At 71.6% G+C, this 25,027-nt stretch carries 25 protein-coding genes; 14 read left to right on the top strand and 11 right to left on the bottom strand.

All coding sequences use genetic code 11. From position 1 onward, the window contains the following. Nucleotides 1–28: 28 nt before the first annotated feature. The gene (gene pstB, locus ACFUK0_RS22670) at nucleotides 29–805 is read left to right on the top strand and encodes a phosphate ABC transporter ATP-binding protein PstB (RefSeq protein WP_380252975.1); all 777 of its coding nucleotides are present in this window, start codon (nucleotides 29–31) and stop codon (nucleotides 803–805) included. A 138-nt stretch (nucleotides 806–943) separates the two neighbouring features. Here pstB and ACFUK0_RS22665 read toward each other — a convergent pair whose 3' ends face one another. Beyond that, nucleotides 944–1,939 carry an anion permease gene (locus tag ACFUK0_RS22665; RefSeq protein WP_380252973.1) on the bottom strand — a complete coding sequence of 332 codons (996 nt, stop codon included), beginning with the start codon at nucleotides 1,937–1,939 and terminating at the stop codon, nucleotides 944–946. 5 nt (nucleotides 1,940–1,944) lie between these two features. Further along, complete coding sequence (locus ACFUK0_RS22660) at nucleotides 1,945–2,565, bottom strand: DUF47 domain-containing protein (RefSeq protein WP_380252971.1); 621 nt, start codon at nucleotides 2,563–2,565, stop codon at nucleotides 1,945–1,947. A gap of 457 nt (nucleotides 2,566–3,022) precedes the next feature. Between ACFUK0_RS22660 and ACFUK0_RS22655 the strand changes: the two genes are divergently transcribed. After that, nucleotides 3,023–3,370 (top strand): metal-sensitive transcriptional regulator, encoded by a 348-nt coding sequence (locus tag ACFUK0_RS22655; protein ID WP_380252969.1) that lies wholly within the window; start codon nucleotides 3,023–3,025, stop codon nucleotides 3,368–3,370. A 13-nt stretch (nucleotides 3,371–3,383) separates the two neighbouring features. Here the strand turns inward: ACFUK0_RS22655 and ACFUK0_RS22650 are convergent, their stop codons facing one another. Both ACFUK0_RS22650 and ACFUK0_RS22645 read right to left on the bottom strand, forming a co-directional pair. Then, nucleotides 3,384–3,602 (bottom strand): hypothetical protein, encoded by a 219-nt coding sequence (locus tag ACFUK0_RS22650; protein WP_380252967.1) that lies wholly within the window; start codon nucleotides 3,600–3,602, stop codon nucleotides 3,384–3,386. 179 nt (nucleotides 3,603–3,781) lie between these two features. Then, the gene (locus ACFUK0_RS22645; protein WP_380252965.1) at nucleotides 3,782–4,657 is read right to left on the bottom strand and encodes a hypothetical protein; all 876 of its coding nucleotides are present in this window, start codon (nucleotides 4,655–4,657) and stop codon (nucleotides 3,782–3,784) included. A gap of 157 nt (nucleotides 4,658–4,814) precedes the next feature. On the opposite strand from ACFUK0_RS22645, the gene ACFUK0_RS22640 reads away from it, so the two are divergent. Then, nucleotides 4,815–5,009, top strand: a complete 195-nt coding sequence (locus ACFUK0_RS22640) for a hypothetical protein (protein WP_380252963.1) — start codon at nucleotides 4,815–4,817, stop codon at nucleotides 5,007–5,009. A gap of 75 nt (nucleotides 5,010–5,084) precedes the next feature. Here the strand turns inward: ACFUK0_RS22640 and ACFUK0_RS22635 are convergent, their stop codons facing one another. Both ACFUK0_RS22635 and ACFUK0_RS22630 read right to left on the bottom strand, forming a co-directional pair. Then, the gene (locus ACFUK0_RS22635; RefSeq protein WP_380252961.1) at nucleotides 5,085–5,804 is read right to left on the bottom strand and encodes a phosphatase PAP2 family protein; all 720 of its coding nucleotides are present in this window, start codon (nucleotides 5,802–5,804) and stop codon (nucleotides 5,085–5,087) included. Nucleotides 5,805–6,015: 211 nt separating this feature from the next. After that, nucleotides 6,016–7,146 carry an NlpC/P60 family protein gene (locus ACFUK0_RS22630; RefSeq protein ID WP_380252959.1) on the bottom strand — a complete coding sequence of 377 codons (1,131 nt, stop codon included), beginning with the start codon at nucleotides 7,144–7,146 and terminating at the stop codon, nucleotides 6,016–6,018. Nucleotides 7,147–7,394: 248 nt separating this feature from the next. Here ACFUK0_RS22630 and ACFUK0_RS22625 point away from each other — a divergent pair, with 248 nt between their 5' ends. From ACFUK0_RS22625 to ACFUK0_RS22600, 6 genes are all read left to right on the top strand, one after another. Further along, complete coding sequence (locus tag ACFUK0_RS22625; RefSeq protein ID WP_380252957.1) at nucleotides 7,395–7,745, top strand: hypothetical protein; 351 nt, start codon at nucleotides 7,395–7,397, stop codon at nucleotides 7,743–7,745. Nucleotides 7,746–7,984: 239 nt separating this feature from the next. Next, on the top strand, nucleotides 7,985–8,818 hold the full coding sequence (locus ACFUK0_RS22620) for a hypothetical protein (RefSeq protein WP_380252955.1): 834 nt from the start codon (nucleotides 7,985–7,987) through the stop codon (nucleotides 8,816–8,818). Then, nucleotides 8,808–10,082, top strand: a complete 1,275-nt coding sequence (locus ACFUK0_RS22615) for a hypothetical protein (protein WP_380252953.1) — start codon at nucleotides 8,808–8,810, stop codon at nucleotides 10,080–10,082. Before ACFUK0_RS22620 ends, ACFUK0_RS22615 begins: the two co-directional genes overlap by 11 nt. A 7-nt stretch (nucleotides 10,083–10,089) precedes the next feature. Then, entirely contained in the window at nucleotides 10,090–11,664 is a 1,575-nt protein-coding gene (locus ACFUK0_RS22610) for an SCO6880 family protein (RefSeq protein WP_380252951.1), read from the top strand. A 33-nt stretch (nucleotides 11,665–11,697) separates the two neighbouring features. Beyond that, complete coding sequence (locus ACFUK0_RS22605; RefSeq protein WP_380252949.1) at nucleotides 11,698–13,047, top strand: ATP-binding protein; 1,350 nt, start codon at nucleotides 11,698–11,700, stop codon at nucleotides 13,045–13,047. 196 nt (nucleotides 13,048–13,243) lie between these two features. Further along, complete coding sequence (locus ACFUK0_RS22600) at nucleotides 13,244–15,034, top strand: bifunctional metallophosphatase/5'-nucleotidase (protein WP_380252947.1); 1,791 nt, start codon at nucleotides 13,244–13,246, stop codon at nucleotides 15,032–15,034. Between the two features lie 56 nt (nucleotides 15,035–15,090). Here ACFUK0_RS22600 and ACFUK0_RS22595 read toward each other — a convergent pair whose 3' ends face one another. From ACFUK0_RS22595 to ACFUK0_RS22575, 5 genes are all read right to left on the bottom strand, one after another. Beyond that, on the bottom strand, nucleotides 15,091–16,632 hold the full coding sequence (locus ACFUK0_RS22595) for an ATP-binding protein (protein ID WP_380252945.1): 1,542 nt from the start codon (nucleotides 16,630–16,632) through the stop codon (nucleotides 15,091–15,093). After that, the gene (locus ACFUK0_RS22590) at nucleotides 16,629–17,393 is read right to left on the bottom strand and encodes a response regulator transcription factor (RefSeq protein WP_380252943.1); all 765 of its coding nucleotides are present in this window, start codon (nucleotides 17,391–17,393) and stop codon (nucleotides 16,629–16,631) included. Before ACFUK0_RS22590 ends, ACFUK0_RS22595 begins: the two co-directional genes overlap by 4 nt. A gap of 94 nt (nucleotides 17,394–17,487) precedes the next feature. After that, entirely contained in the window at nucleotides 17,488–18,693 is a 1,206-nt protein-coding gene (locus ACFUK0_RS22585; RefSeq protein WP_380252941.1) for a S1C family serine protease, read from the bottom strand. A gap of 134 nt (nucleotides 18,694–18,827) precedes the next feature. Continuing rightward, the gene (locus ACFUK0_RS22580; protein ID WP_380252940.1) at nucleotides 18,828–19,871 is read right to left on the bottom strand and encodes a LacI family DNA-binding transcriptional regulator; all 1,044 of its coding nucleotides are present in this window, start codon (nucleotides 19,869–19,871) and stop codon (nucleotides 18,828–18,830) included. A gap of 138 nt (nucleotides 19,872–20,009) precedes the next feature. Continuing rightward, nucleotides 20,010–20,741, bottom strand: a complete 732-nt coding sequence (locus ACFUK0_RS22575) for a response regulator transcription factor (protein ID WP_266321920.1) — start codon at nucleotides 20,739–20,741, stop codon at nucleotides 20,010–20,012. Nucleotides 20,742–21,423: 682 nt separating this feature from the next. Here ACFUK0_RS22575 and ACFUK0_RS22570 point away from each other — a divergent pair. From ACFUK0_RS22570 to ACFUK0_RS22550, 5 genes are all read left to right on the top strand, one after another. Next, a complete protein-coding gene (locus ACFUK0_RS22570; protein ID WP_380252939.1) occupies nucleotides 21,424–21,732 on the top strand; it encodes a MoaD/ThiS family protein in 309 nt (102 codons plus the stop codon). A gap of 5 nt (nucleotides 21,733–21,737) precedes the next feature. Continuing rightward, nucleotides 21,738–22,865 carry a hypothetical protein gene (locus ACFUK0_RS22565; protein WP_380252937.1) on the top strand — a complete coding sequence of 376 codons (1,128 nt, stop codon included), beginning with the start codon at nucleotides 21,738–21,740 and terminating at the stop codon, nucleotides 22,863–22,865. A 93-nt stretch (nucleotides 22,866–22,958) separates the two neighbouring features. Further along, nucleotides 22,959–23,636: a DUF2993 domain-containing protein gene (locus ACFUK0_RS22560; RefSeq protein ID WP_380252935.1), complete on the top strand. Its 678-nt coding sequence runs from the start codon at nucleotides 22,959–22,961 to the stop codon at nucleotides 23,634–23,636. Nucleotides 23,637–23,890: 254 nt separating this feature from the next. Beyond that, on the top strand, nucleotides 23,891–23,971 hold the full coding sequence (locus tag ACFUK0_RS22555) for an Ms5788A family Cys-rich leader peptide (protein ID WP_353652343.1): 81 nt from the start codon (nucleotides 23,891–23,893) through the stop codon (nucleotides 23,969–23,971). A gap of 216 nt (nucleotides 23,972–24,187) precedes the next feature. Next, nucleotides 24,188–25,021: a sulfurtransferase gene (locus ACFUK0_RS22550; protein ID WP_380252933.1), complete on the top strand. Its 834-nt coding sequence runs from the start codon at nucleotides 24,188–24,190 to the stop codon at nucleotides 25,019–25,021. Nucleotides 25,022–25,027 lie beyond the last annotated feature (6 nt).

Raw genomic sequence — 25,027 nt, 5'->3', positions numbered from 1 at the left:
TGCCGCGGGCGAGAGAAGACGAAAGATCATGGCGAAGCGCATCGACGTCAGCGGACTGTCCGCGTACTACGGAACCACCAAGGCCATCGAGGACATCTCGATGACCGTCGAGCCCCGCTCGGTGACGGCCTTCATCGGCCCCTCCGGCTGCGGCAAGTCCACCTTCCTCCGCACCCTCAACCGGATGCACGAGGTGATCCCCGGCGCCCGGGTCGAGGGCAAGGTGATGCTGGACGACGAGAACCTCTACGGCCAGCACATCGACCCGGTCGCCGTCCGCCGGACGGTCGGCATGGTCTTCCAGCGCCCGAACCCCTTCCCGACCATGTCGATCTACGACAACGTCGCGGCCGGGCTGAAGCTCGCGGGCGTCAAGAAGAAGTCCGTGCTGGACGGCGTGGTGGAGAAGTCGCTCAAGGGCGCGAACCTCTGGAAGGAGGTCCACAACCGGCTGAACAAGCCCGGCGCGGGCCTCTCCGGCGGCCAGCAGCAGCGCCTCTGCATCGCCCGCGCCATCGCGGTCGAGCCCCAGGTCCTGCTGATGGACGAGCCCTGCTCGGCCCTCGACCCGATCTCCACCCTCGCCGTCGAGGACCTGATCGGCGAGCTGAAGTCGCAGTTCACGATCGTCATCGTGACGCACAACATGCAGCAGGCCGCCCGCGTCAGCGACCGGACCGCCTTCTTCAACCTCGCCGGTGTCGGCCAGCCCGGCAAGCTGGTCGAGCTGGACGACACCCAGCGGATCTTCTCCAACCCCTCGGTGCAGGCGACCGAGGACTACATCTCCGGCCGCTTCGGGTGATCGACACCACCGGCTGAACAGCTGCTTCGCGGTGCTGCATGGCGGTGCCGCCGCGAAGTACGAAAGGGCCCGCCCCCGATATGTGGGGGCGGGCCCTGCCGTTTCCGTGCCGCGTGCGCGGAGCGCTGTCGAGCGGTGCTAGCCGAAGATCAGGTTGGTGATCCAGTAGACCAGTGCGGCCACCAGCGCGGCGGCCGGCATGGTGACGAACCAGCCGAGCACGATGTTCTTGGCGACCCCCCAGCGGACCGCGCGGATCCGCTTGGTGGCCCCGACGCCCATGATCGCCGAGGTGATCACGTGCGTGGTGGAGATCGGGGCCTTGAAGACGTACGAGGTGATGTACATGATCGTCGCCGCGGTGCTCTCGGCGGCGAAGCCCTGCGGCGGGTCGAGCTCGATGATCTTGCGGCCGAGGGTCCGCATGATCCGCCAGCCGCCCGCGTAGGTGCCCAGCGAGAGCATGGTGGCGCAGGAGATCTTCACCCAGACCGGGATGTCCTGGGTGGTCTGGTGACCGCCGATGGTGAGCGCGAGGACGACGATTCCCATCGTCTTCTGGGCGTCCTGGAGGCCGTGGGCGAGGGCCATGGCGGCGGCCGACGCGGTCTGGGCGACCCGGAAGTTGCGCTTCGCCTTGTGCGGATTCGCCTTGCGGAAGATCCACAGGATGGCCAGCATCACCAGGTAGCCGGCGACCAGGCCGATCACCGGCGAGACGATCATCGGGATGATGATCTTGTCGATCACCCCGCTCCAGATCACTCCGGTGCCGCCGGCCAGCGCCGCGCCCACCATGCCGCCGAACAGGGCGTGCGAGGAGGAGGACGGCAGGCCGAAGTACCAGGTGGTCAGGTTCCACACGATGGCACCGACCAGCGCGCCGAACAGGATCATCATGCCCTGGCTGCCGGTCGGGGTCTCGATGATCCCCTTCGACACCGTGTGCGCGACCCCGCTGCCGAGGAAGGCACCGGCGAGGTTCATCACCGCCGCCATCGCCAGCGCCGCCCGGGGGGTGAGCGCCCGGGTGGAGACCGAGGTGGCGATGGCGTTCGCCGAGTCGTGGAAGCCGTTGGTGTACGTGAAGAAGAACGCCACGCCGATGACGGCGATGAGTGCTGCCATGTCCACGCTGGTCAGGACTCCTTGACGGCGATGGTCTCCACCGTGTTGGCGACGTGCTCGAAGGCGTCGGCCGCCTCCTCGAGGACGTCCACGACCTGCTTCAGCTTGAGGACCTCGATGGCCTCGTACTGACCGCTGAACAGGTGTGCGAGCAGCTTGCGGTGGATCTGGTCCGCCTGGTTCTCCAGCCGGTTGACCTCGATCCAGTACTCGGTGAGGTTGGACATGCTGCGCAGGTTCGGCATCGCCTCGGCGGTCAGTTCGGCGGCGCGGGCGAGCACCTCGATCTGCTGCTCGATGCCCTTGGGGAGGGTCTGGATGTCATAGAGCACGACCAGGTCGACGGCCTCCTCCATGAAGTCCATGATGTCGTCCAGCGACGAGGCGAGGTTGTAGATGTCCTCGCGGTCGAAGGGCGTGATGAAGGAGGAGTTCAGCTGGTGGAACACGGCGTGGGTGGTGTCGTCGCCCGCGTGCTCGGCGGCGCGCATGCGCTCGACGATCTCCGCGCGGGCCGACACGTCTGAACCCAGCAGTTCCAGCAGGAGCTTTGATCCGACGACGAGGTTCTCCGCTGCTGCGGTGAACATGTCGTAGAAGCTCGTCTCCTTCGGGGTCAGGCTAAAACGCACGGGAAATCTCCGATGTGCGGGGTAGGGACTGAACGATGCTAGGCGTTGGCAGCCGGAACCGTGCAAACGGGGTGACGGACCGGGAACCGGATGCTCCTCTTCCGGACCTGTCCGAGCACGTTCCGTCCATCCGTCCGACGATCCGGCCCCGAACGCCTGTGTGCGGGAGCGAGCCCCAGTCTGACGGAACCTCCGGCGTAATGCCCCCACCGTGCACCCGGAGATCCGGGGCGCCGCCCGGACGGAGGAACACCGGTCCACCGGCATCTGTTGGACACTGGAGGCCGACGCGCCCCGGCCGCCGCCCGTCGGCACCACCGGGGAGGGCACTCCGGGTGCCGCGATCCACCACGGGTGGAGGAGCGCGCGGGGCGCCGGAGCATGACACGTACGGAGAGCCGGGTATCCATCCAGCACCGAGCGCCACCCAGAGCCAATCCAGACGAAGGCGGGCCGGATGACCACGATCGACACGCATGAGACCGGCGCTGCCCGGCCGGGCGAGCCGCACCCGCACGCGGGCGTGCACGGCTACAGCGCCCAGAAGGACGCCCACCTCAAGCGGCTGCGCCGGATCGAGGGCCAGATCCGGGGCCTGCAGCGGATGGTCGACGAGGACACCTACTGCATCGACGTGCTCACGCAGGTGTCGGCGAGCACCAAGGCACTGCAGTCCTTCGCGCTGTCCCTGCTGGAGGAGCACCTGCGGCACTGCGTCGCCGCGGCCGCCGAGGAGGGCGGCGCGGAGCTGGACGCCAAGGTCGCCGAGGCCACGGCCGCGATCGGCCGGCTGCTGCGCAGCTGAGCCGGGCCCGGCCTCAGGGCTCGTCCGCAGGCGGGACCGACCCGGGCGGTGCCCCGGCCGGCCCGGCGGCACCGCGGGCGGGCCGGTCCAGCAGGACTTCGTCGATGCGCTCGGTCGGCAGGCGCTCGCCGGAGGACGTGTTCGCGGCGATCATCAACTCGCCGGCCAGATCGATCTCGTCGAGGGCCGCGTCGTCGTGGCCGCCGTCGCGCCCGCCTGAGGACGACACCACCTGCACCACCCCTTCAGCGCTTTGCCGGCTCGGGCGGCAGCCACCCGCTGTCCAGCCTAGGCACTCCGGCGCCCGGCCACATGGCACGGACGGGCCATCTCCGAGCGGCCGAAACGGGTGGGCCGACGGCCCGGCGGCGCCGGCGGGCCCGTGCCGGTGACGGCGGGATCACTCCGGGCTCACTGCGGGGGTTCGGTGGCGTTCATCGAGTAGATGTCCCCGGCGGCGGGCTCCGCCGCGTCCACCGGCTTGCCGAAATCGCTCAGCGCGGTCGTGGAGGTGACCTTGACCTGGTCCTTCGCCTCCTTGGACCCGGCGACCCCGGCGAAGGTGAACACCTCGACGACCTTGTGCAGCCGGCCCTGGCCGTCCAGCCAGGCGTCGTACGGGACGTCCTTGACCGTGAAGGTCTGCGCGGCCATCCGCAGGCCGTCCGCCCCGCGGCCGCCGGTGGCCTCGGCGGCCTTGGCCAGATCCAGCGTGCCCCGGAAGTGCTTCAGGGCCACCCCGTCGACCGTCTCGGTGCCCACCAGCTCGGCCTTCTGAGCCCCGCGCAGCGCGCCCGCGGCGCCGGCCGGGTCGGTGGCGCCGCTGCTGACCAGGTTCCCGTCGGGCAGCTGACGGACGTCCAGCTTGACCCACTTGCCGGCCGGCACCTTCGCCCCGCTGTTCTGCAGGTACACGAGGCCGGGCAGCACCACCTCGACGATCTTGCCGGTGGTCGCGGCCCCCGGCGGCACCGCCACCTCCAGCCGCCCGATCCGGCGGACGTAGTCGTAGCCGCCCGCGCCGGTGAACACGGCCTTCTTCTCGGCGGACTCGGTGGCCAGCTCCGTCACCACGTGCGCGGAGCCCGTCCGGCCGGTGATGTCCGCGGCGCCGCGGACGGCCGTCAGCGGGTCGGCCGCGAGCTGGTCGGAGCTGCCCTGCGGGCCGCCCTGGCCGCCCGATCCGCCCGAGCAGGCCGCGACGCCGGTGAGGGCCGCGAGGAGCACGGCGGCACCGGCCGCCGACCGTACGGCCGGCAGCAGCCGGTTCTGGTCCGGAATCTTCATCTCGCGACAACCCCCTCGGGCCCGACTGCCCGGCAAGCCCCGCCCCCGATGGGCAGAGCTCTTTCCAGCCAAACGAGTTGAACCGCAGACGGTTACGCGGCACCCGGCGCACTCGGGACGTCGCGCGCCGGGTGCGAGGCGCGTTACGGTGAGGCACGTGCACAGTGAGCTGCCGGCCACCCCCGGCACGGCCCAGATGCCCGTCCACCGCGTGGAGATCACCGAGCGCGGTTCCTTCTGCCACGCCAGCTGCAGTTGCGGCTGGTACCGACCGGCCCGGCGCTCCCGCGAGCTGGCGCGCCGCGAGGCGGCGGAACACCTGGAGGAGAACGGGATCACCGCAGAACCCTAGGGCGCGTCCTGGTGCGGTGCCCCCGGCCGGGCGCCCCGCCCGGGCGCTGCGCGGGGCCCGGGCGGGGGCGGCGGATCAGGCCGCGAGGTCCGGCTCGCGGGAGGACTCCTCGGCCCGTACCGGCCCGGCCGCGCCCCGGCGTCGCCGGCCGCCGCTCCTCGACGGGCGCGCCGCCCGTCCGGTGGCCACGATCAGCGGGGCCACCGCCGTTCGGGTCAGTGCGTGGCAGAGCGGCACCAGCACCGCCATCGCGATCGGCGCCAGCAGCAGGACGACCGCGGTGGCCAGCGCGAAGCCGCCGACCACGTCCGTCGGGTAGTGCACGCCCATGAACATCCGGCAGAAGCCCTGCAGCAGGGCCAGGCCCCCGGCGATCCAGCCGAGCCGCCGGTTCACCAGGAACAGCGCGACCGCGATCCCCATCGACATCGTCGAGTGGTCGCTGACGAACGAGTGGGTGCCCTCCTTGCCGGCCACCAGGACATCCAGCCCGGTGTGGTCCACGAAGGGCCGCGGCCGGTCCACGATCGAGGAGATCGGGAGGTTGGCCAGTTCGGCGAGCGCGACTGCCAGCGGGGCCCAGAGCAGCCCGGCGACGGCCACCGGGGCGTCCGGGCGGCGGCGGGCCTGCAGCCAGCCGGTGAGGCCGAGGGCGGCCAGGCCGAGCAGGATGCCGTACTCGCCGATCCAGGAGACCAGGGAGTCCAGCCAGGGGGGCGACGACTTCGCGAGGCCGTTGACCGCGTAGAGCAGCCCGAGGTCGGGATTGCCGGTGTCGGCGAGTGGCGTCGCCACGCCGCACCTCCTTCTGGTCTGCTGCACCTGCGCCAGTGCCCGGGCCGGTGGTTCGATGGCTGCGGACAGCCGGCGGCAGGTCGGTCAGGGAGCTGACACAGAACCACCGGACACAACGTCACCGCCGGGGCACAGGGTTCCACGGGAACGCACAGTTATGGAAACTTGACTCGCCGTCCACCTCGTACTCACAGCCGGACCGTCGGCGAGGTCAGGCCTTTGCGGGCGTTTGACCCGGGGCCGGCGCGGCCGCCGCTGCGGGCGGGGCCGCGGGCGCGGGGGAGGCCGTCGCGGCGGCCGGATCGGCCCCGGGGCCGCCGGTGCCGGTGATGCTGCCGTCCGCGCCGCGCACCGGGAGCGCCTCGGCGCCGTCCGCGGTGACCCGGGTCGCGCCGATGTACTCGCTGGTGTCGATCTTGTCGTAGCGGATCACCGCGCCGGTGTGCGGAGCGTTGATCATGTACCCGCCGCCGACGTAGATCCCGACGTGGTGGATGCTGCGCGGGTCGGTCAGGTCGTTGGCGAAGAACACCAGGTCACCCGGCCGCAACTCGTCCCGGGAGGGGTGCGGCCCGGCGTACCACTGGTCGTTGGCGACCCGGGGCAGCGTGATGCCCACCGTCTCGTACGCGGCCCGGGTGAGCCCCGAGCAGTCGAAGCGCCCGTTCTGCGAGGGCAGCCCCTCGCCGCCCCACAGGTACGGCGTGCCGAGCACGTTCTGCGCGAAGTAGATCGCCCCGGCGGCCTGGGCGGAGACCTCCACCGCCCCGACCGGCGCGGAGAAGCTGCGGGCCAGCGCCTTGATGTTGCGGACGTACCCCTGGGTCTCCTTGTACGGGGGGATCCCGCCGGCCTTCACCACGGCGTACGGGCCCGCGTTGTAGGCCGCGAGCAGATTGGACTGCTTGTCCCCGGGAACCCGGGAGACGTCGCCCGCCAGCGCGCAGTCGTAGGTCGCGGCGGAGGCGATTGCGTCCGCAGGGTCCCAGATGTCCTTCTTGCCGTCCTTGTTCGCATCCACCCCGTACGTCGCCCAGGTGCTCTCCAGGAATTGCGCCATGCCATAGGCCTTGGCCGGACTACGGGCTGACGGATCGAAACCGCTCTCCTGATAGAGCTGCGCCGCCAGCATCGGCGGCGAGATCTCCGGGCACAGCGTGCCCCACTGCTGGATCAGCCCCTGGTAGGCGGCCGGGACCGTGCCCGGCGAGAGCTCCGCGCGGGACGCCTGATGCTGCGTGGTGCCACTGGCGGCGTATGTGCCGACAGTGATCAGCCCGAGGAAGCCGGCCACGACAACTCCCGTAGCAGCGGCGGCCGTACCGGCCTTCCGGAGTACCATCAGCACCATCCCGACGAGTCGTCAGTCGAAGTGTCCCGGAAGGCGTTGCTCAGCGCAATCATCAGAGATACAAAGAGTGAGCGCTATCCTTCGTACGGTGGACATCCTGGCGTACGTGTCCCATGCCTCACGACCAATCCGCGAGAAGAAGCCAAGTCGACATCAGATCTGGCCAAGAATAGGTCCGGGCCCTTCGCGCGGGTGGGCCCGAGGGCCTTGAATTTGCCTGATCGGGCGGTGAGATGGAAATGAACCTGAGCAGCGTGGACAGTATCGCGATCGGCCACCTGGCCGAGGACCCACCCAAAAAGGCCAATATCGACACCATCATCGGAGGGATCGCCCCGGACTGGGGGCCGTTCGCCACCCTCGGGTCCGAAGCCCGGGTGATGGTGGAGGTCGTCATGGCCGTGGCCATCCTCGGCTGCCTCGCCATCGCCGTCTGGGGCGCGGCCAAACAGCGGATCGGCGCCACGGCGATGCGCGACACCTTCAGCGCCGAACAGGGCAAGGGGCTGATCATCGCCGGGCTGACCGGCGTGTTCATCATTGGATCACTGGGCACCCTGTTCACCATTGTCTACGGCATGGCGATCTGACGATCGGACAGGCACCCCGGCGGCCGGCCCGCCGGCCACGGGGCATGCCGTCCGGCCGCACCCGCAGGCCGGCAGCAGACAACCAGTAGCCCGGGACGGAGCCCCGCCAGGAGCTCCGCCAGGAATCCATCCCGCTCTCCCCGCCCACGCCCACCGCCCCGCCAACGGGCCGCGGGCCGCCCGCGCCGGAGAGGCCCAACGGAGCCGACACCCGGCTCCCCGCACCAGGAGGGGCCGCCGTGCCGTTGTCCGACGACCAGCCGCACACCCGTACGCGGCTACCGGTCGCCGAACAGTCCTCCTACCCGAGCGCACGTCAGAGCCGCCCGGTGCGGACCCTGATGACCGTCCTCGTCGTCGTCACCCTGCTCGTCCTCGCGATCTCCTTCGCGAACCGCGGCAAGGCCGACCCGAACGGCGCCGCGACCTCCTCCGGCGACAGCGCCTCCGCGCCGGCCGCCGGCGGCACCGGCGGCAGCAGCACGGGTGGAACCGCACCCAGCGGCCAGCAACCCGTCACCACCACCGGCAACGGCATCGCCAACGGGTTCCCGCACACCGACCAGGGCGCCCAGTCCGCCGCCACCAACTACGCCGTGGCGATCGGCTCCGCCGACATGTTCCGCACCGACGCCCGGCACGCCATCGTGGCCACCGTCGCCGACCCGGCCGTCGTCGCCGCCCTCCAGGCCCGCCTCGACCAGGGCTTCGGCGGCGACACCGCCGCCCGCTACGGGCTCGACGCCCAGGGCAAGGCGCCCAAGGGCCTCACCTTCGTCAGCCGCACCGTCCCCGTCGGCGCCAAGCCGGTGGGCTACACCGAGAGCGACGCCAAGGTCGAGGTCTGGTGCACCGGCCTGACCGGCATCGCCGGGGAACGCTCCACCCAGCCGGTCACCGAGAACTGGTTCACCCTCACGCTCAGCCTGCGCTGGACGGGCGGGGACTGGAAGCTCACCGACTTTGCGCGCGCACAAGGCCCTGCTCCTGTACCCGCTGACCAGCAGGCCGCTACAGCCGAGGAGATCACTGGTGCCGTCCAGCAGTTCGGGGGCTTCCGCTATGCCCGTTGACGGGAGGCGCCGACCGAGGCGTGGCACGTTCGGGCTACTGGTCGGACTGCTCGTGGCCCTCCAGGGGACGGCGGCCGTCCTCGCCCCTGCCGTCTTCGCGGAGCCGTCCCCCACGCCGAGTGCGTCACCGAGCGCGAACAGCTGCGACGTGCTGCCCCTGCCCGGAAGCGATGTGTACTGCGCCTCGCAGGGGGGAGGCAGCTCCCTTCCCGGCAGCGGCACCGTCGGCAGCGTCACCGACCCGCTCGGCTCGCTCGCCAAGGGCTGCGCCCAGGCCGCCGCGTGGGTGGTGCGCAAGCTGTCGGGTGCGATCGACGGCACGACGCAGGTGGACTTCACCAACGCGTCGTTCCTGCAGCAGTACGCCGTGGTCTTCGCCGGTTCGACGATCATCACGCTGATCCTGTGGCTGCTCGCGGTCACCAAGCGCGCCGTCCGGGGTGCGCCGCTGGGGACGGCGATCACCGAGGCGATCGGGTTCCTGTGGCTGACGGTGGTGGCCTCCGCGTTCACGCCGCTGATCCTGTTCACGGTGGTCAGTGCGACGGACGGGCTGACGAAGGCGATCGCGGTCGGCACGAAGTCGGACACCGGCACGTACCTGGGCGGGTTCGCGGACACGCTGGAGAAGGGCGACATGGGCGGCGGTCCGCTGATCCTGATCATCGTGTCGCTGGTGGCGGTGCTGGCGGCGGCGGTGCTCTGGGTCGAGCTGCTGATCCGCGCCGCGATGCTGTACGTCGGGGCGCTGCTCGGTACGGCGGTGTACGCGGGCCTGGTCGACAAGCAGCTGTGGAAGCACGTGCGCCGCTGGGCCGGGATGATGGTCGCGGTGGACCTGGCGAAGCCGATCATCGTGATCATTCTGGGCCTGGCCGGCGCGGTGGCGAGCGGGGCCGGTGCGACGGACGACTTCGCCCGGGTGCTGTCGGGCCTGGCGATCCTCTTCCTGTCGATCTTCGCGAGTGCGGCCGTGTACCGGTTCGTGCCCGGCTTCGGCGACGAGATGGTGAACATGCGCGGTGCCCGCGCGAGCGCCGTCTCGGCCGGTTCGGCGATGATCAACGGCCCGGCCAACCTGGTGAAGCAGGGCATCAGCGCCCACGGCTCCCGGGGCGGCCCGCAGGCGGCCAACGCCTCCGGGGCCGGCGGCGGGGGCATCGCGCCCGGTATCGCCGCCCATGGTTCTCGCAACGCGGCTCCGCCGCAGCAGGCGGGGCCGCCGGCTCCGAGCCGCGACAGCAATCCAGCGAAGGGAGGGTGACGGGTAAGTGAGCAGCGACCAGCTCGGCCAGTACGGCGGCCAGTACGCGCAGCCGTATGTGCACCAGCGCCGCACCTATCTGATCGGCAAGGCCCGCCCGAACGCGCCGATCGGCCGCAACCGGGAGTCCGGCGAGATCGTGCTGATCATCTTCGGGGCCTTCCTCGGCATGCTCTGGGGTCTGCTGATGCCGATCCTGCCGCTGCGGATCGCGGGTCTGGTCGGCCTGCCGCTGCTGGCCATCATGGCGGTGTACGTGCCCTACCGGCGCCGGACGTTCTACAAGTGGGTGGAGATCAACCGCACCTACCGCCGGACGGCCCGCCCCGGGCGCGGCCTGTGGCGGTCGGACGTGGTCGACGCGGGCGTGCGGCTGGACGGCCGGGAGGTCGAGGTCGGGCCGCCGCCCGGCGTGGGGCGGCTGCGCTGGCTGTCGGCGCCGTTCGGGCCGGACGAGGTCGGGGTGCTGATGCACCTGGAGCGGCGGACGGTGACGGCGGCGATCGAGATCGAGGGTCCGGGAGTCGGGCTGCGCGACTCGGAGGACCAGGAGGCGCTGGTCGACCGGTTCGGCACCCTGCTCAAGCACGTGGCGAACGGCGACGGCTTCGTGACCCGACTGCAGATCCTGGCCCGCACCCTGCCGGCCGACCCCGACGCACACGCCAAGGACGTCGAGCGGCGTGGTGACCACGACGCGCCGCGCTGGCTCCAGGACTCGTACGACCAGCTGCAGTCGATGGTCTCGACCTCCTCCGAGCAGCACCGCGCCTACCTGGTCGCCTGCATGCACTACACCCGGGACCTCGCGGCCGAGGCGCACGCGATGGGGCGGACGGCGAACGGCAAGCGGGCCCGGGACGACGACGGGCTGGCGGCGGTGATGGCGCGCGAGCTGACCGACATCTGCGCGCGGCTGGCCGAGGCCGACATCCGGGTGCGCCAGCCGCTGGGGCAGGCCCGGCTGTCCTCGCTGCTGCACTCGATGTACGACCCGGACCACCCGATCGACCACATCCAGGCGATGTCGCGCCGCAACGCGTGGCCGGCCGAACTGGACGCGACCCACCCGCAGTTCCTGCAGGCGAAGACCCGCGAGTCGGCGACCAGGCAGCCGTGGTGCCACGCCACGGCCTGGATCAAGGAGTGGCCGTTGACGCCGGTGGGTGTCAACTTCCTCGCGCCGCTGCTGGTCCACACGCCGGACGTGATCCGTACGGTCGCCGTCACGATGGACCTTGAGCCCACCGACGTGGCGATCGAGCGGATGCTCACCGAGAAGACCAACGACGACGCCGAGGCCAGCCGGGCGGCCAAGATGAACCGTACGGTCGACCCGCGCGACCTCGCCCACACGGGCCGGGTCGACCAGCGCGGTGACGACCTGGCGTCGGGCGCGGCCGGGGTGAACCTGGTCGGCTACATCACGGTGTCCTCGCGGAGCCCCGAGGCGCTGGCCCGCGACAAGCGGACCATCCGGGCGTCGGCGGGCAAGAGTTACCTCAAGCTGGAGTGGTGCGACCGCGAGCACCACCGGGCGTTCGTCAACACCCTCCCGTTCGCCACGGGCATCCGCCGCTGACCCACGTACCGACTCTCCGGAGGCAGGCCCGCCATGGCAATCGGCAACCTCACCGACGCGTTCACCAGTCTGATGTTCGGCAAGGTGGAGACCGCCCGGCTGCCCGTGCGTACCTCCACGGGCCAGGCGCAGGCCGTCTACCTGCCCACCGCCGCACCGGGGTTGGGCGACTCGGGCGTGATCATCGGCCGGGAGGTCTACAGCGGGAAGGGGTACGTCTACGACCCGTTCCAGCTGTACGGGCAGCAGCTCCCGGCGCCGCACTGGCTGGTGCTCGGCGAGTCCGGCAACGGCAAGTCCGCGCTGGAGAAGACGTACGTGCTGCGCCAGTTGAGGTTCCGCGACCGGCAGGTCGTGGTGCTGGACGCGCAGGGCGAGGACGGCGTCGGCGAGTGGAACCTGATCGCCAACGCGCTGGGCATAAAGTCCATCCGGCTGGACCCGATGGCGGCCCGGGACGGCGGTGTGAAGCTGAACCCGCTGGATCCGGCGATCACCACCACCGGGCAGCTGTCGCTGCTGCGCACCATCATCGAGGTGGCGATGGGGCGCGGCCTGGAGGAGCGGGCGGGCTTCGCGCTGAAGGCGGCGCACGCGCACGTGATCGCGACGGTGACGGACCGCCAGCCCGTCCTCGACGACATCATCACCACGCTGCGCAGCCCCGACCTGTCCTCGGTGGAGTCGCTGGGGGTGGCCGTCCACGAGGTGCAGGCCTGGGGCCTGGACGTGGCGCTGGTGCTGGACCGGCTGGTGGACGGTGACCTGCGCGGCATGTTCGACGGGTCGACCACGGACGGCATCGACCTGGACGCGCCGCTGATCGTCTTCGACCTCTCGCACATCGACCGGAACTCGATCGCGATGCCGATCCTGATGGCGATCGTCGGGGTGTGGCTGGAGCACACCTGGATCCGTCCCGACCGGAAGAAGCGGATCTTCCTGGTCGAGGAGGCCTGGCACATCATCAACAGCCCGTTCGTGGCGCAGCTGTTCCAGCGGCTGCTGAAGTTCGGGCGCCGGCTCGGCCTGTCGTTCGTGGCGGTGGTCCACCACCTGTCGGACGTGGTGGACGGCGCGGCGGCCAAGGAGGCCTCGGCGATCCTCAAGATGGCCTCGACCCGGACGATCTACATGCAGAAGGCCGACGAGGCGAGAGCCACCGGCCGGGTGCTCGGGCTGCCGCGCTGGGCGGTGGAGATCATCCCGACGCTGTCGCCGGGTATCGCCGTCTGGGACGTGAACGGCAACGTGCAGGTGGTGAAGCACATCATCACCGAGGCCGAGCGCCCGCTGGTGTACACCGACCGGGCGATGACCGAGGACGCGGTCGCCGAGCGGGACCGTGCCGAGCGGCATCTGGCGGCCGAGCCGCAGGTCTAGGCGGCGGCCGGGGTTGCCGGGGAGCGGTTCTGAGCCCCCGGCAGCTCGACGTCCGGTCAGCTACCGGTAACCCTCTCGTTACGTCGCGGGTCCTGACAGCTACGCGCGTTGACCCTAGGCTGCACTGGTCACACACGACGTTGCCACCCCGCTCGGATCCGACCACGGCCGGGCGCTCCAGGTTCAGGGGACCCTCATGCTCACCGCCAGATCCCGACGGTCGGCGCTCGTCGCCGTCGCCGTCGCCGGCCTCATCGGTTCGGTCGCCGCGCCGGTCGCTGCCCAGGCCGCCGATGCGAAGCACAAGATCGCCAACCTCCAGCTGCTGGCGATCAACGACTTCCACGGGAACCTGGAGCCCCCGGCGGGCTCCTCCGGGAACATCAACGAGATCGACCCGGCCACCGGCAAGGTGGTCGCCACCCCCGCCGGCGGCATCGAGTACCTGGCCACGGCGCTCCGTCAGGCCCGGATCCCCGCCGACGACTCGATCACCGTCGCGGCCGGCGACATCGTCGGGGCCAGCCCGCTGACCTCCGCCCTGTTCCACGACGAGCCGACCATCGAGGCGATGGACAAGCTCGGCCTGGACGTCACCGCGGTCGGCAACCACGAGTTCGACGAGGGTGCGAAGGAGCTGCTGCGCCTCCAGAACGGCGGCTGCCACCCGGTGGACGGCTGCTACGAGGACGGCCGCAAGTTCAAGGGGGCCAACTTCAACTACCTGGCCGCCAACGTCACCGACGAGAAGTCCGGCAAGCCGGTCCTGGCCCCGTACTGGGTGACCAAGTCGCAGGGTGTCAAGGTCGGCTTCATCGGTGCGACGCTGGAGGGCACGCCGAACATCGTCACCGCCGAGGGCGTCAAGGGCCTGAAGTTCGGCGACGAGGTCGAGACGATCAACAAGTACGCCGCCGAGCTGAAGAAGCAGGGCGTCAACTCGATCGTCGCGCTGATCCACGAGGGCGGTCTCGCGGCGAGCAGCACGTACAACTACGACTGCGGCGCGTCCGGCCAGGGCATCTCCGGCCCGATCGTCGACATCGCCAAGCAGCTCGACCCGGCGATCGGCGCCATCGTCACCGGCCACACCCACAACGCGTACGCCTGCACCATCCCGGACCCGCAGGGTGTGCCGCGCTCGGTGACCAGCGCGGCCTCCTTCGGCCGGCTCTACACCGAGATCGACCTGCAGCTCGACAAGACCACGGGCACCATCGTGCGTCCGTCCGTGAAGGCCGAGAACCACGTGGTGCGCCGCACCCTGGCCAAGGCCCCGGACATGACCGCGCTGATCGCGCACTACTCGGCGCTGGCGGCCCCGATCGCCAACCGCCCGCTCGGCTACATCCCGGCGGACGTCAACGGCCGTGGCAGCAGCGCCCTGGAGAAGCCGCTCGGTGACGTGATCGCCGACGCCCAGCTGGCCGGTCTCGCGCCCGCCGACAAGGGCGGCGCGCAGGTTGCCTTCATGAACCCCGGCGGCATCCGCTCCGACCTGGTCTACAAGGCGTCGGCGGCCGAGGGCGACGGGGTGGTCACCTACGGCGAGGCGTTCACCGTCCAGCCGTTCACCAACATGATGCAGGTCAAGACGCTGACCGGGGCCCAGCTGATCCAGCTGCTCCAGCAGCAGGTCAGCGGCCTCAACGAGGTCTCGCCGAAGATCCTGCAGAGCTCCAGGGGCCTCACGTACACCCTGGACCTGCGCAAGGCCGGCGCCGCCCGGATCGTGCTGGACTCGGTGAAGCTGAACGGCGCACCGGTCGACCCGGCGGCGAGCTACCGCGTCGCGGCCAACGAGTTCCTGGCCGGCGGCGGCGACGGCTTCCCGGCCTTCGCGGCCGGCACGGACAAGCTGGTCGGCGCGTCCGACCTGGACCTCTTCGCCGCGTACCTCGGCGCCAACAGCTCGGCGGCCGCGCCGCTGGCGATCCCGGCCCAGGACCGCATCACCGTCATCGGCCCGGACGTCGACCTCGACTGACCGGCCACCGGCGTACGGGACGGGCGGGGTGCCTCCGGGCGCCCCGCCCGTCCTCGTCACCCGGCGACCGGCGACCCCGGCAGCCGGACGGTGGCCTGCGCCCCCGGCCCGCCGTCCCTGGCCGGCCCGAGCGAGACCTCGCCGCCCGAGTCCCGGACGGACTGCGCGACGATCGACAGCCCGAGCCCCGAGCCCGGCAGCTGCCGGGACGACGGCGAACGCCAGAACCGGTCGAAGACGTACGGCAGTTCGTCCGGCTCGATCCCCGGTCCGTGGTCGCGGACGGTCAACAGGCCCTCGTGCAGGCGCACTTCGACCTTGCCGCCCGGCGGGCTGTACTTGACGGCGTTGTCCAGCAGGTTGATCACGGCCCGCTCCAGCGCAGCGCCGTCCCCGTGCACGTACCAGGGCTCGATGCCCAGCTCGAAGACCAGCCCCGGCCCGCGCAGCCGGGCCCGTTCGACCGCCCGCCCGGCGATCTCGTGCAGGGCCACCACGGTCATGTTCTGGCCGGGCTTCGGCGAGTCCGGACGGGACAGCTGGAGCAGGTCGCCGATCAGCAGGGTGAGTTCCTGCATCTGCGCCTTCATGTTGCCGAGCAGCTTGGTACGGGTCGCCGGCGGCAGCGGCCGGCCGGTGTCGTCACTGCGGATGAGCAGGTCGACGTTGGTCCGCAGCGAGGTCAGCGGCGTCCGAAGCTCGTGCCCGGCATCGGCGATCAGACGGGTCTGCCGCTCACGGGAGTTGGCGAGCGCCGTACTCATCGAGTTGAAGGAGGTCGAGAGCCGGGCGATCTCGTCGTTCCCGCTGACCGGGATGGTGGTGCCGACCTCCTCGGTACGGGCGATGTGCTCCACCACGTCCGTGAGGTGGTCGACGGGCTTGAGCGCGGAGCGGGCGATCAGCCGGCCGGTGAGGCCGGCGCCGACGACGCCGAGGGCTGCCACGCCACCGAGGATCAGGGCGAGTTGCTGCAGCGACTCCTTGACCGGCTCGGTCGAGACGGCGGTCATGACGATGCCCTTGGCGGGCAGGCGGGGGTCCGGGTACCAGGGGGCGACCCGGACGATGGCGGAGGTGCCGTCCGTGTAGCTTCCGGTTCGTTCCGTGGACTCTCCCGGCTTCAGGGCAGCCCCCTTGAGGTCGTCCGCGTTGACGGTGATGGCTGTCGTCGCGTTGAGGGGCAGACACACGACCTCGCCGTTGAGGGAGAGCAGCTGGGTGTCCCGTTGCGGTGGCAGGTTGTACTGGGCGGCGCCGGCGGCGGCCTGGCTCTGCTTGGCGGTGTCGAGCGCGGCCTGAGGTGTGCTCTCGCAGGCCATGCTGTTGGGGTCGAAGCGGGGCTGCAGCTTCCCCCCGGCGGCCAGGTTCTGCCGCACCAGGTCGTACAGCCGCTGTTCCACGATGAACCAGCAGGCCAGCGCCGACAGCGCGATCGCCACCGCCACCGCCAGTGCCGTCAGCGCCGCCAGCCGGCTGCGCAGCGAGCGCCCCCGGTACCACTCCGCCAGCCGGCGGCGGAGCGACCTGCGCGGCGGGTGGACGAACGGCGGGGCGGGCGGCATCGGCGGTGTCGCGGGGACCAGGGCGTCGCTCACGCAGCGGCGCCCGCGGCGGGCCGCAGGGCGTAGCCGACGCCGCGGACGGTCTGGATGAGCCGGGGCATGCCGCCGTTCTCGGTCTTGCGGCGCAGGTACATCACGTAGACGTCGAGCGAGTTGGAGGAGGGTTCGAAGTCGAAGCCCCAGACGGCCTTGAGGATCTGTTCGCGGGTGAGGACCTGGCGGGGGTGGGAGAGGAACATCTCCAGCAGCATGAACTCGGTGCGGGTCAGCTCGACGGGCTTGCCGTCGCGGGTGACCTCGCGGGTGGCGGTGTTCATCCGGAGGTCGGCGAAGGCCATCACCTCGCTGTCGTCCTCGGTGGCGACGGCGCGGGCGGCTTCGGTGGCGAGGGCGTTGCGGCGGAGCAGGGCGCGGACGCGGGCGAGCAGTTCGTCGAGCTCGAAGGGCTTGGCGAGGTAGTCGTCGGCGCCGACGTCGAGGCCGGTGACGCGGTCGCCGACGGCGTCGCGGGCGGTGAGCATGAGGACGGGGGCGGTGTCGCCGCGCGAGCGCATCCGGCGGACGGCGGTGAGGCCGTCCATGCGGGGCATCATGATGTCGAGCAGGACGAGGTCGGGCTTGTCGCGTTCGACGGCGTCGAGGGCTTCGTAGCCGTCGGTGGCGGTGGTGACGTCGTAGCCCTCGAAGGCGAGGCTGCTCTCCAGGGCGTCGCGCAGGGCCGGCTCGTCGTCGACCACGAGAAGGCGGGCGGTGGTGCCCTCGGCGGCGGTGCGGTCGTCGGCGGGGGGAGTCATGGGCTTGGTCGCCCTCTCTGCGTCGGTGGTGGTGTCGTCGGTTGCGCCGGAGAGCCGGGCCAGGTGGGCCGGCCGGGGTACTGCAATTGTCCGTCTAGACGTTGTGGCCCGCCTGCAGCTCGGGCAGGACCTTCTTGATGTCGTTGACGGGGATGGCGAAGCCGAGTCCGACGCTGCCGGCGCTGCTGGAGTCGGCGGTGGAGCTGGAGCCGCCGGCCGAGTACATGGCGGAGTTGACGCCGATCACCTGGCCGGCGGTGTTGATCAGCGGGCCGCCGGAGTTGCCGGGGTTGAGGGCGGCGTCGGTCTGGAACGCCTTGTAGGTGGCGGTGTCCCCGGCGGTGCTGTTGGAGTTTCCGTTGCTGCCGCGCTGGCCGGGCAGGGTGGGGAAGCCGAAGCCGCCGTTGCCGCTGGTGGAGCCTTCGTCGACCTGGACGGTGACCTGGCGGTTCTCGGCGCTGATGATGCCGGAGGTGACGGTGCCGGTGAGGCCTTCGGGGTTGCCGATGGCGACGACGGAGTCGCCGACCTGGACCTGGCCGGAGTCGCCGAGGGTGGCGGGGGTGAGGTTCTCGGCGCCGGAGGCGGTGATCACGGCGACGTCGAGGGCCTTGTCGGTGCCGGTGAGGGTGGCGCCGGCGGTGGAGCCGTCCTTGAAGGTGACGGTGACGGTGCCGCCGGAGGCCGCGCCGGAGACGACGTGGTAGTTGGTGAGGATCTGGCCGCCGGTGGTGAGGACGACGCCGGTGCCGGTGGCGGTGCCGCTGTTGGTCTTGACGGTGATCTGGACGACGCTCGGGGAGACGGCGGAGGCTATCGCGGCGACGTCCGCGCTGCCGTCGGAGCGGGCGGAGACGGGGCTGGCGATGGTGCTCGACGCGGTGGTGGAGCCGCCGCGCTCGCCGACGGCGAGTGCACCGCCGGCCACTCCGCCGAGCACGGCGGCGACGGCGGCCACGGCGGTGACCAGGGCGAGCCGGCCGCGCAGGAAGCCGCGGCGGGCGTGTCCGCCGGCCGGTGCCGCTGCGGCGGCGGGCAGGACGGGCGGCGGCGGAGGTCCGTCGAACGCCCCGCCCGTGAACGCGCCGCCCTCGGCCGCCCGGTCACTGCCGAACGCACCGTCCTGGAACGCCCCGCCGGAGTGGTCCTCGACGTAGCGGTGCGGGGCGGCGCCGTGGGAGACCACGGTGCCCTCGACGACGGGTGCGGCGGGCGGTCCGGCCGGCAGCGGCGGGGCCCAGCCCGCGTAGCCGTACGAGGGGGTGTCGCCGGACTCGGGGTTGCGCTGCTGCTCGCTCATGTGACCAACGTCCGCCTGCCGGATGAAGGTTTGATGAGAGACGGCTCAGAAGGGCGAGAGAAGCCCGTTGACTTCTCATAAAGGCTGGTCAGCCCACGAACGTGGGCAGGGGCGCCCGCGACCGTGGCCAGGGGCTACGCCTGGCCGGCCGCTCCGCAGCCGCAGGAGCGGCGGACCACCAGGCGGGACGGGAACTTGCGCACCCGCTCGGTGTCGGAGCCGGGCACCATCAGGGAGTCGTCGAGGACGAGGTCGACGGCGGCCCGGGCCATCGCGTCGCGGTCGGAGGCGACGGTGGTCAGCGGCGGGTCGGCGAGGGCGGCCTCGGGGACGTCGTCGAAGCCGACCACGGCGAGGTCCTCCGGCACCCGCAGGCCGACCTCGCGGGCGGCCCGCAGGACGCCGATCGCCTGGTCGTCGGTGGAGCAGAAGATGGCGGGCGGCCGCCCGGGGGAGCGCAGCAGGTCGACGGCGACCTGGAAGGCGCCGTAGCGGTGGAAGGGCGCGTCGATCAGGTGCGGGGCGGTGGGCAGGCCGGCGGCGTCCATGGCCCGCTGCCAGCCCTCGACGTGGTCGATGACCGGGTCGCCGGGGGCGGGGGACTCCACCGGGCCGCCGAAGCAGGCGACGTAGGGGAGCTTGTGCACCTCCAGCAGGTGGCGGACGGCCAGTTCGGCGCCGCCGACGTCGTCGGTGACCACCGCGACGTCGTCGATCGCCTCGGGGCGGCGGTGCAGCAGGACGACCTTGGCGCCCTCCATGGCGGCGAACTCCTCCGCCGCGCGCTGCGAGGGGCCCTGGCTGACCAGGATCAGGCCGGAGACCCGCATGCCGAGGAAGGCGCGGACGTAGTGGACCTCGCGGTCGTCGACGTAGTCGGAGTTGCCGATCAGCACGAGCTTGCCGCGGTCGGAGGCGGCCCGTTCGACGGCGTGCGCCATCTCGGCGAAGAACGGCTGGCGGGCGTCGGGGACGACCATGCCGATCAGGTTGGTGCGACGGGAGGCCATCGCCTGGGCGACGCTGTTCGGCCGGTAGCCGAGCTGCTCGATCGCCGCGAGCACCTTCTCCTTGGTCGCGGGCGCGACCGGTCGCGGCCCGTTGTTGATGACGTAGCTGACGACCGCGGTCGAGGTCCCAGCCAGTCGGGCTACATCGTCGCGCGTCACTTTGGCCACGTGCGGAGTCTACGCGGGTCGCGCGGTGCGGGCACGGGGCAGGGCCCCTACCGGCGGGTACTGTCGCGCCCTTTTCCGGGGCGGTCCGGGCGGTATCCGGACAAGCCGGGCGGGATGATCCCGCCCGGCTCGGGCCGGTCAGGCCTCCAGTGCGGCCGTGCTGCGCTGTTCCAGGCCGGGGCGCTCGCCCTTGTCCGGCTTCTCGGGCACCACGAAGCGGTAGCCGACGTTGCGGACGGTGCCGATCAGCTGCTCGTGCTCGACGCCGAGTTTGGCGCGCAGGCGCCGCACGTGGACGTCGACCGTACGGGTGCCGCCGAAGTAGTCGTAGCCCCAGACCTCCTGCAGCAGCTGCGCCCGGGTGAAGACCCGGCCGGGGTGCTGGGCGAGGTACTTGAGCAGCTCGAACTCCTTGAAGGTGAGGTCGAGGACCCGGCCCTTCAGCTTGGCGGAGTAGGTCGCCTCGTCGACCGAGAGGTCGCCGTTGCGGATCTCCATCGGGCTGTCGTCGGAGACCACCTGGAGCCGGCCCATGGCGAGCCGCAGGCGGGCCTCGACCTCGGCCGGGCCGGCCGTGTCGAGCAGGACGTCGTCGATGCCCCATTCGGCGGTGACGGCGGCCAGCCCGCCCTCGGTGACGACCAGGATCAGCGGGCTGCCGATACCGGTGGAGCGCAGGAGCTGGCAGAGGCTGCGGATCTGCGGCAGGTCACGCCTGCCGTCGACGAGGATGACGTCGGCGTTCGGTGTGTCGACGAGGGCGGAGCCCTCGGCCGGTGCCACTCGTACGGTGTGCAGGAGCAGGCCGAGCGCGGGCAGTACCTCCGCTGACGGCTGCAGTGCGTTGGTGAGCAGAAGGAGTGAACTCATACCCGGTAGTCCCCTTTCCGGGTCGTCGCGGTCGCGTTACGGCTGCCGCCACAGCCGGATGGCGCAGGTGCTGAGGTGGGAGGGGTGTACGCCGGCAGAGTTCCGGAGGATTCGCCGGCGCGCACGGCAGTACGGGGCGTGCGCCAGGAGTCCCGCAACCCCTGGTGCTCCGTTGCTGCTCTGCTCATCCCGCGAACCTTCCGGTCTGCTCCGAGTACCGGGCGGCGGCCCGGTACCGGTTCCGACGCCCCGGCCGGCTGCCTGCACGTCGTTGTGAGGCGGTGGCGAGGGCGGTTCCCGCGAGCGCCGGCGGGGGTGGACCGCCGGCGCTCGTGCGAACGTCCGTATTGGCGTCCTGAAAGCACAAAAGGACCCGGGGGCGACTCTGCCCGGATCCCTTACCCGCCGAGAATAGCCGACCACGCCCCGCACGGGGAGGCCCCGGAAGGGACTCTTCCGCCGGATCGCGCCATCCGCGGGTGACTCCGGCCACAACCTGCTCCCCGGTACGGGGTGCGACTGGCCAGGGCGGTTGCCGCCGGGGCGGCCCGGCAGGCCATCATGGGGGGCACATCGGCCGCACCGCAGGCGTACCTCTTTCGAGTGGGTGACCGACCGGCCCCGACGGGGACCGGGAGCCGGAACGGCCGTACGTTCGAGCACCACGAGAAGAGGGGTTGCCATGGCTGCGACCACCGAGCCCACCAGGGGCGAGGTCCCGACCGGGGCACCGGTCGGGGGGACGATCCGCTACTGGGCGGCCGCGAAGTCCGAGGCCGGCCTGGCCGAGGAGCCCTACCTCGCCGCCACCCTCGCCGAGGCGCTGGCGGGCGCCCGGCAGCGGCACGCGGACCGGCCCCGCTTCCTCCAGGTGCTCGGCCACAGCTCCTTCCTGGTCGACAGCTCCCCGGTCGGCGGCCGCGACCACTCGGCCGTCGCCCTCACCGAGGGCGGCACCGTCGAGGTGCTCCCTCCGTTCGCGGGAGGGTGAGCGGCATGAGCAACGGATACCCGCCCCCGCCCGCCGACGGCTGGGCCCAGCCGCAGCAGCAGCCCGAGTGGCCGTACGGGCAGCAGCCCTACGCGCAGCCGCAGGAGCAGCAGTACGCCGGGCCTGACCAGCAGCAGCAGGCGTACCAGCAGCCGCATCACCAGCAGCCGCTCCACCAGCAGCCGCTCCACCAGGACCCGGCCTACCAGGACCAGGCGTACCAGCAGCAGCCGTACGCACAGCAGCAGTCGTACGAGCACCAGCAGCCGTACGGCCAGCAGCTCCCCCACGCACCGCAGCTCCCGTACGAGCAGGCGTACCAGCAGCAGTCCTACGCCCCGCAGCCCGCGTTCGCGCCGGGGCCGCCGCCGCAGCAGGTGCCCGTCGCGGCTCCTGCCGCGCAGGCGCCCGCGGCCGCTCCGCGGACGGGGTCGCCGATCATCGAGCCCGGGTTGCAGCCCGCGCTGATCACCGCCGGTGCGGCCGCTCTGCTGGCGGGCGGCGCCGCGCTCGGCAGCTTCGGCCTGGCCCTCGCGGTGGCGCTGCTCCAGGTGCTGACGGCGGCCGGCTGGTTCCGGCTGAACGGGATGTGGCCGGCCCGGCAGGGCATCGCGCTGGCCGTGCTGGCGGGGTTCACGGCCGACGCGGCGGTGCTGCTGGCGGGCACCGACGGCGGGGCGGCCGCGGTGGTGGGCACGCTCGGCGGGTTCTTCCTGCTGGTGCTGGTGCTGCAGACGTTCCGCCCGTCCGACCCGGCGGAGCGTTTCTACGCGCTGACCGTGCTCGGCTCGGCGAGCGTGGTCACGGTGCTGTGCAGCGCGCTGCTGATCGCGCAGTGGGTGCCGGCCGCGGTGGCCGCGGTGGCGCTGGCGACCGTGGTGGCGGCTGCGCCGCTGCCCGGCCCGAAGGGGTTGGCGCCGGTGCTGGGGCTGCTGCTGGCGGCCGGTTTCGGCCTGCTGGTCGGGGCTCCGGCGGCGCTGGGGGCGCTCGCGGGCGTCGGCGCGCTGGTCGGGCGCCGGGTCGCGGCGTACGACTTCCCGTCCCGGTTCGTGCACATGACGGCCGGGGTGGCGCTGCCGCTGGCGGTGGCCTCGCCGCTGGTGTGGATCGGCAGCCGGCTGCTCGCGGGCTGACGGCGGGCCGGCCCCGGGCGCGGAACCATGGCCCGGGGCCGGGCGTCGTACGTCCGTGTGTTCGGGTGGGGCGGTGACGGGTGAGGGGGAACGATGCGGGGTTGGCTGAAGGTGACGGTCGGGCTGGCGGTGCTCTCGGGGCTGCTGGTGGGCGCCGACCGGATCGCCGTGGGCGTGGCCGAGGGGGAGGTGGCCGACCAGCTGGTGCAGCACGGCGTGCTGAGCCAGCGCCCGCAGGTCTCCATCGAGGGGTTCCCGTTCCTCACCCAGGCGCTGTCGATGAAGCTGGACGACGTCCGGCTCTCGGCGGACGGCCTGATGGTCGGCGACGGCCGCCAGCAGGTCGCGCTGCACGCGTTCACGGCCCGGCTCTCGGGTGTCGCGGTGAGTGACAGCTTCAACAGTGCCACCGTGGCGAGCGGCACCGGCGAGGGCCTGGTCACCTACGCGGACCTCTCCCGGATCCTGCCGGAGGTGTCCGGCGCCCGGTTCGCGCTGTCGTACGGCGGGCCCGGCAAGGTGAAGGCCTCGCTGGGCTCGGTGCCGGTCGGCGAGGGCACGGTGCACGCCAAGGGGAACACCGTGACCGCGGACGGCTTCCAGCTCACGGGTGTCGCCGCGATGCTCAACGGGGTGGCCAACCAGAAGCTCGGCCCGTTCGCCCTCTCCCTGAAGAACCTCCCGGCCGGGCTGGACCTGGCCGACGCGCAGCCGCAGCCCGACGGCGTGCGGCTGACCTTCCGGGGCACCGGGTTGAAGCTGACCGGCTGAGCCGTCCCGCCCTTCCCGCCCGTCCCGTCCCGTCCCCGTCCCGTCCCCGCCTCCTCCGACGTTCCGCTCCGCGAGACGCGCTGTCCAGCGCGGACCGCGGAGCGTCGTCGTTCCACGCCTGTACGTACCTCCGAAGCCCCTCCGGTCGCCCCTGGCTGGGCATGAAGAGCACAAATCTCACGATGCGAACCAATTCGTCTCATTATTCGGTACGCTAATGACAGGGGGCGCCCGGTGTCCCTAGCATCGTCAGCATGAAGCGACAGACGGACCTCACGAAGCGGCGGGCGGTAGACCTGTGCCGCGTGTCCGCCTGTCTGTGTCGAATGCGCTAACCGGGTGGCTCTGGCGCGCAGTTCCTGCTCGCCGCCCCCTTCTCCGGTGACCTGGCCCGGCAGTTGACGCCGGCCGTCGCCCCCGTACCTCGCAGTCCACGATCCGGTACGACCCGCACCCCGTTCCGTCCCAATATTCGGACAGAAATTCGGACCGGTCGGCCCGGGTCTCCCGAAGTACCTTCCGCAAACCGCCCTCGGATGGAGAACATCACCATGAGCCGCAGTGACGTCCTGGTCGACGCCGACTGGGTCCAGGCACACCTGGACGACCCGAAGGTCGTCATCGTCGAGGTCGACGAGGACACCACGGCGTACGAGACCAACCACATCCGCAACGCCGTGCGGATCGACTGGACCCAGGACCTCCAGGACCCGGTCCGTCGTGACTTCGTCGACCAGGAGGCCTTCGAGAAGCTCCTCTCGGCCAAGGGCATCGGCAACGACGACACCGTCGTCTTCTACGGTGGCAACAACAACTGGTTCGCGTCGTACGCCTTCTGGTACTTCAAGCTCTACGGCCACCAGGACGCCCGCCTGCTCGACGGCGGCCGCAAGAAGTGGGAGCTCGACTCCCGCGAGCTCGTCGCCGAGGTGCCCGAGCGCAAGGCCACCGAGTACAAGGCCCAGCCGCAGGACCCGTCGATCCGCGCCTACCGCGACGACGTCCTCAACGCCATCGGCAAGCTGAACCTCGTCGACGTCCGTTCGCCCGACGAGTTCTCCGGCCGCCTGCTCGCCCCGGCCCACCTCCCGCAGGAGCAGTCGCAGCGTCCGGGCCACGTCCCGACCGCCGCCAACATCCCGTGGGCGAAGAACGCCAACGACGACGGCACCTTCAAGAGCGACGACGAGCTGCGCGACCTGTACCAGGCCGAGGGCGTCGACCTGGAGAAGGACACCATCGCGTACTGCCGCATCGGCGAGCGCTCCGCGCTCACCTGGTTCGTGCTGCACCAGCTGCTCGGCCAGAAGAACGTCAAGAACTACGACGGTTCCTGGACCGAGTACGGCAGCCTCGTCGGCGTGCCGATCGCGCTCGGTAACTGAGCACCG

Origin of the sequence: Kitasatospora sp. NPDC057223 (assembly GCF_042669755.1) — a bacterium.
Taxonomy (GTDB): Bacteria; Actinomycetota; Actinomycetes; order Streptomycetales; family Streptomycetaceae; genus Kitasatospora.
This window is presented reverse-complemented; position numbering and strand designations above follow the sequence as displayed.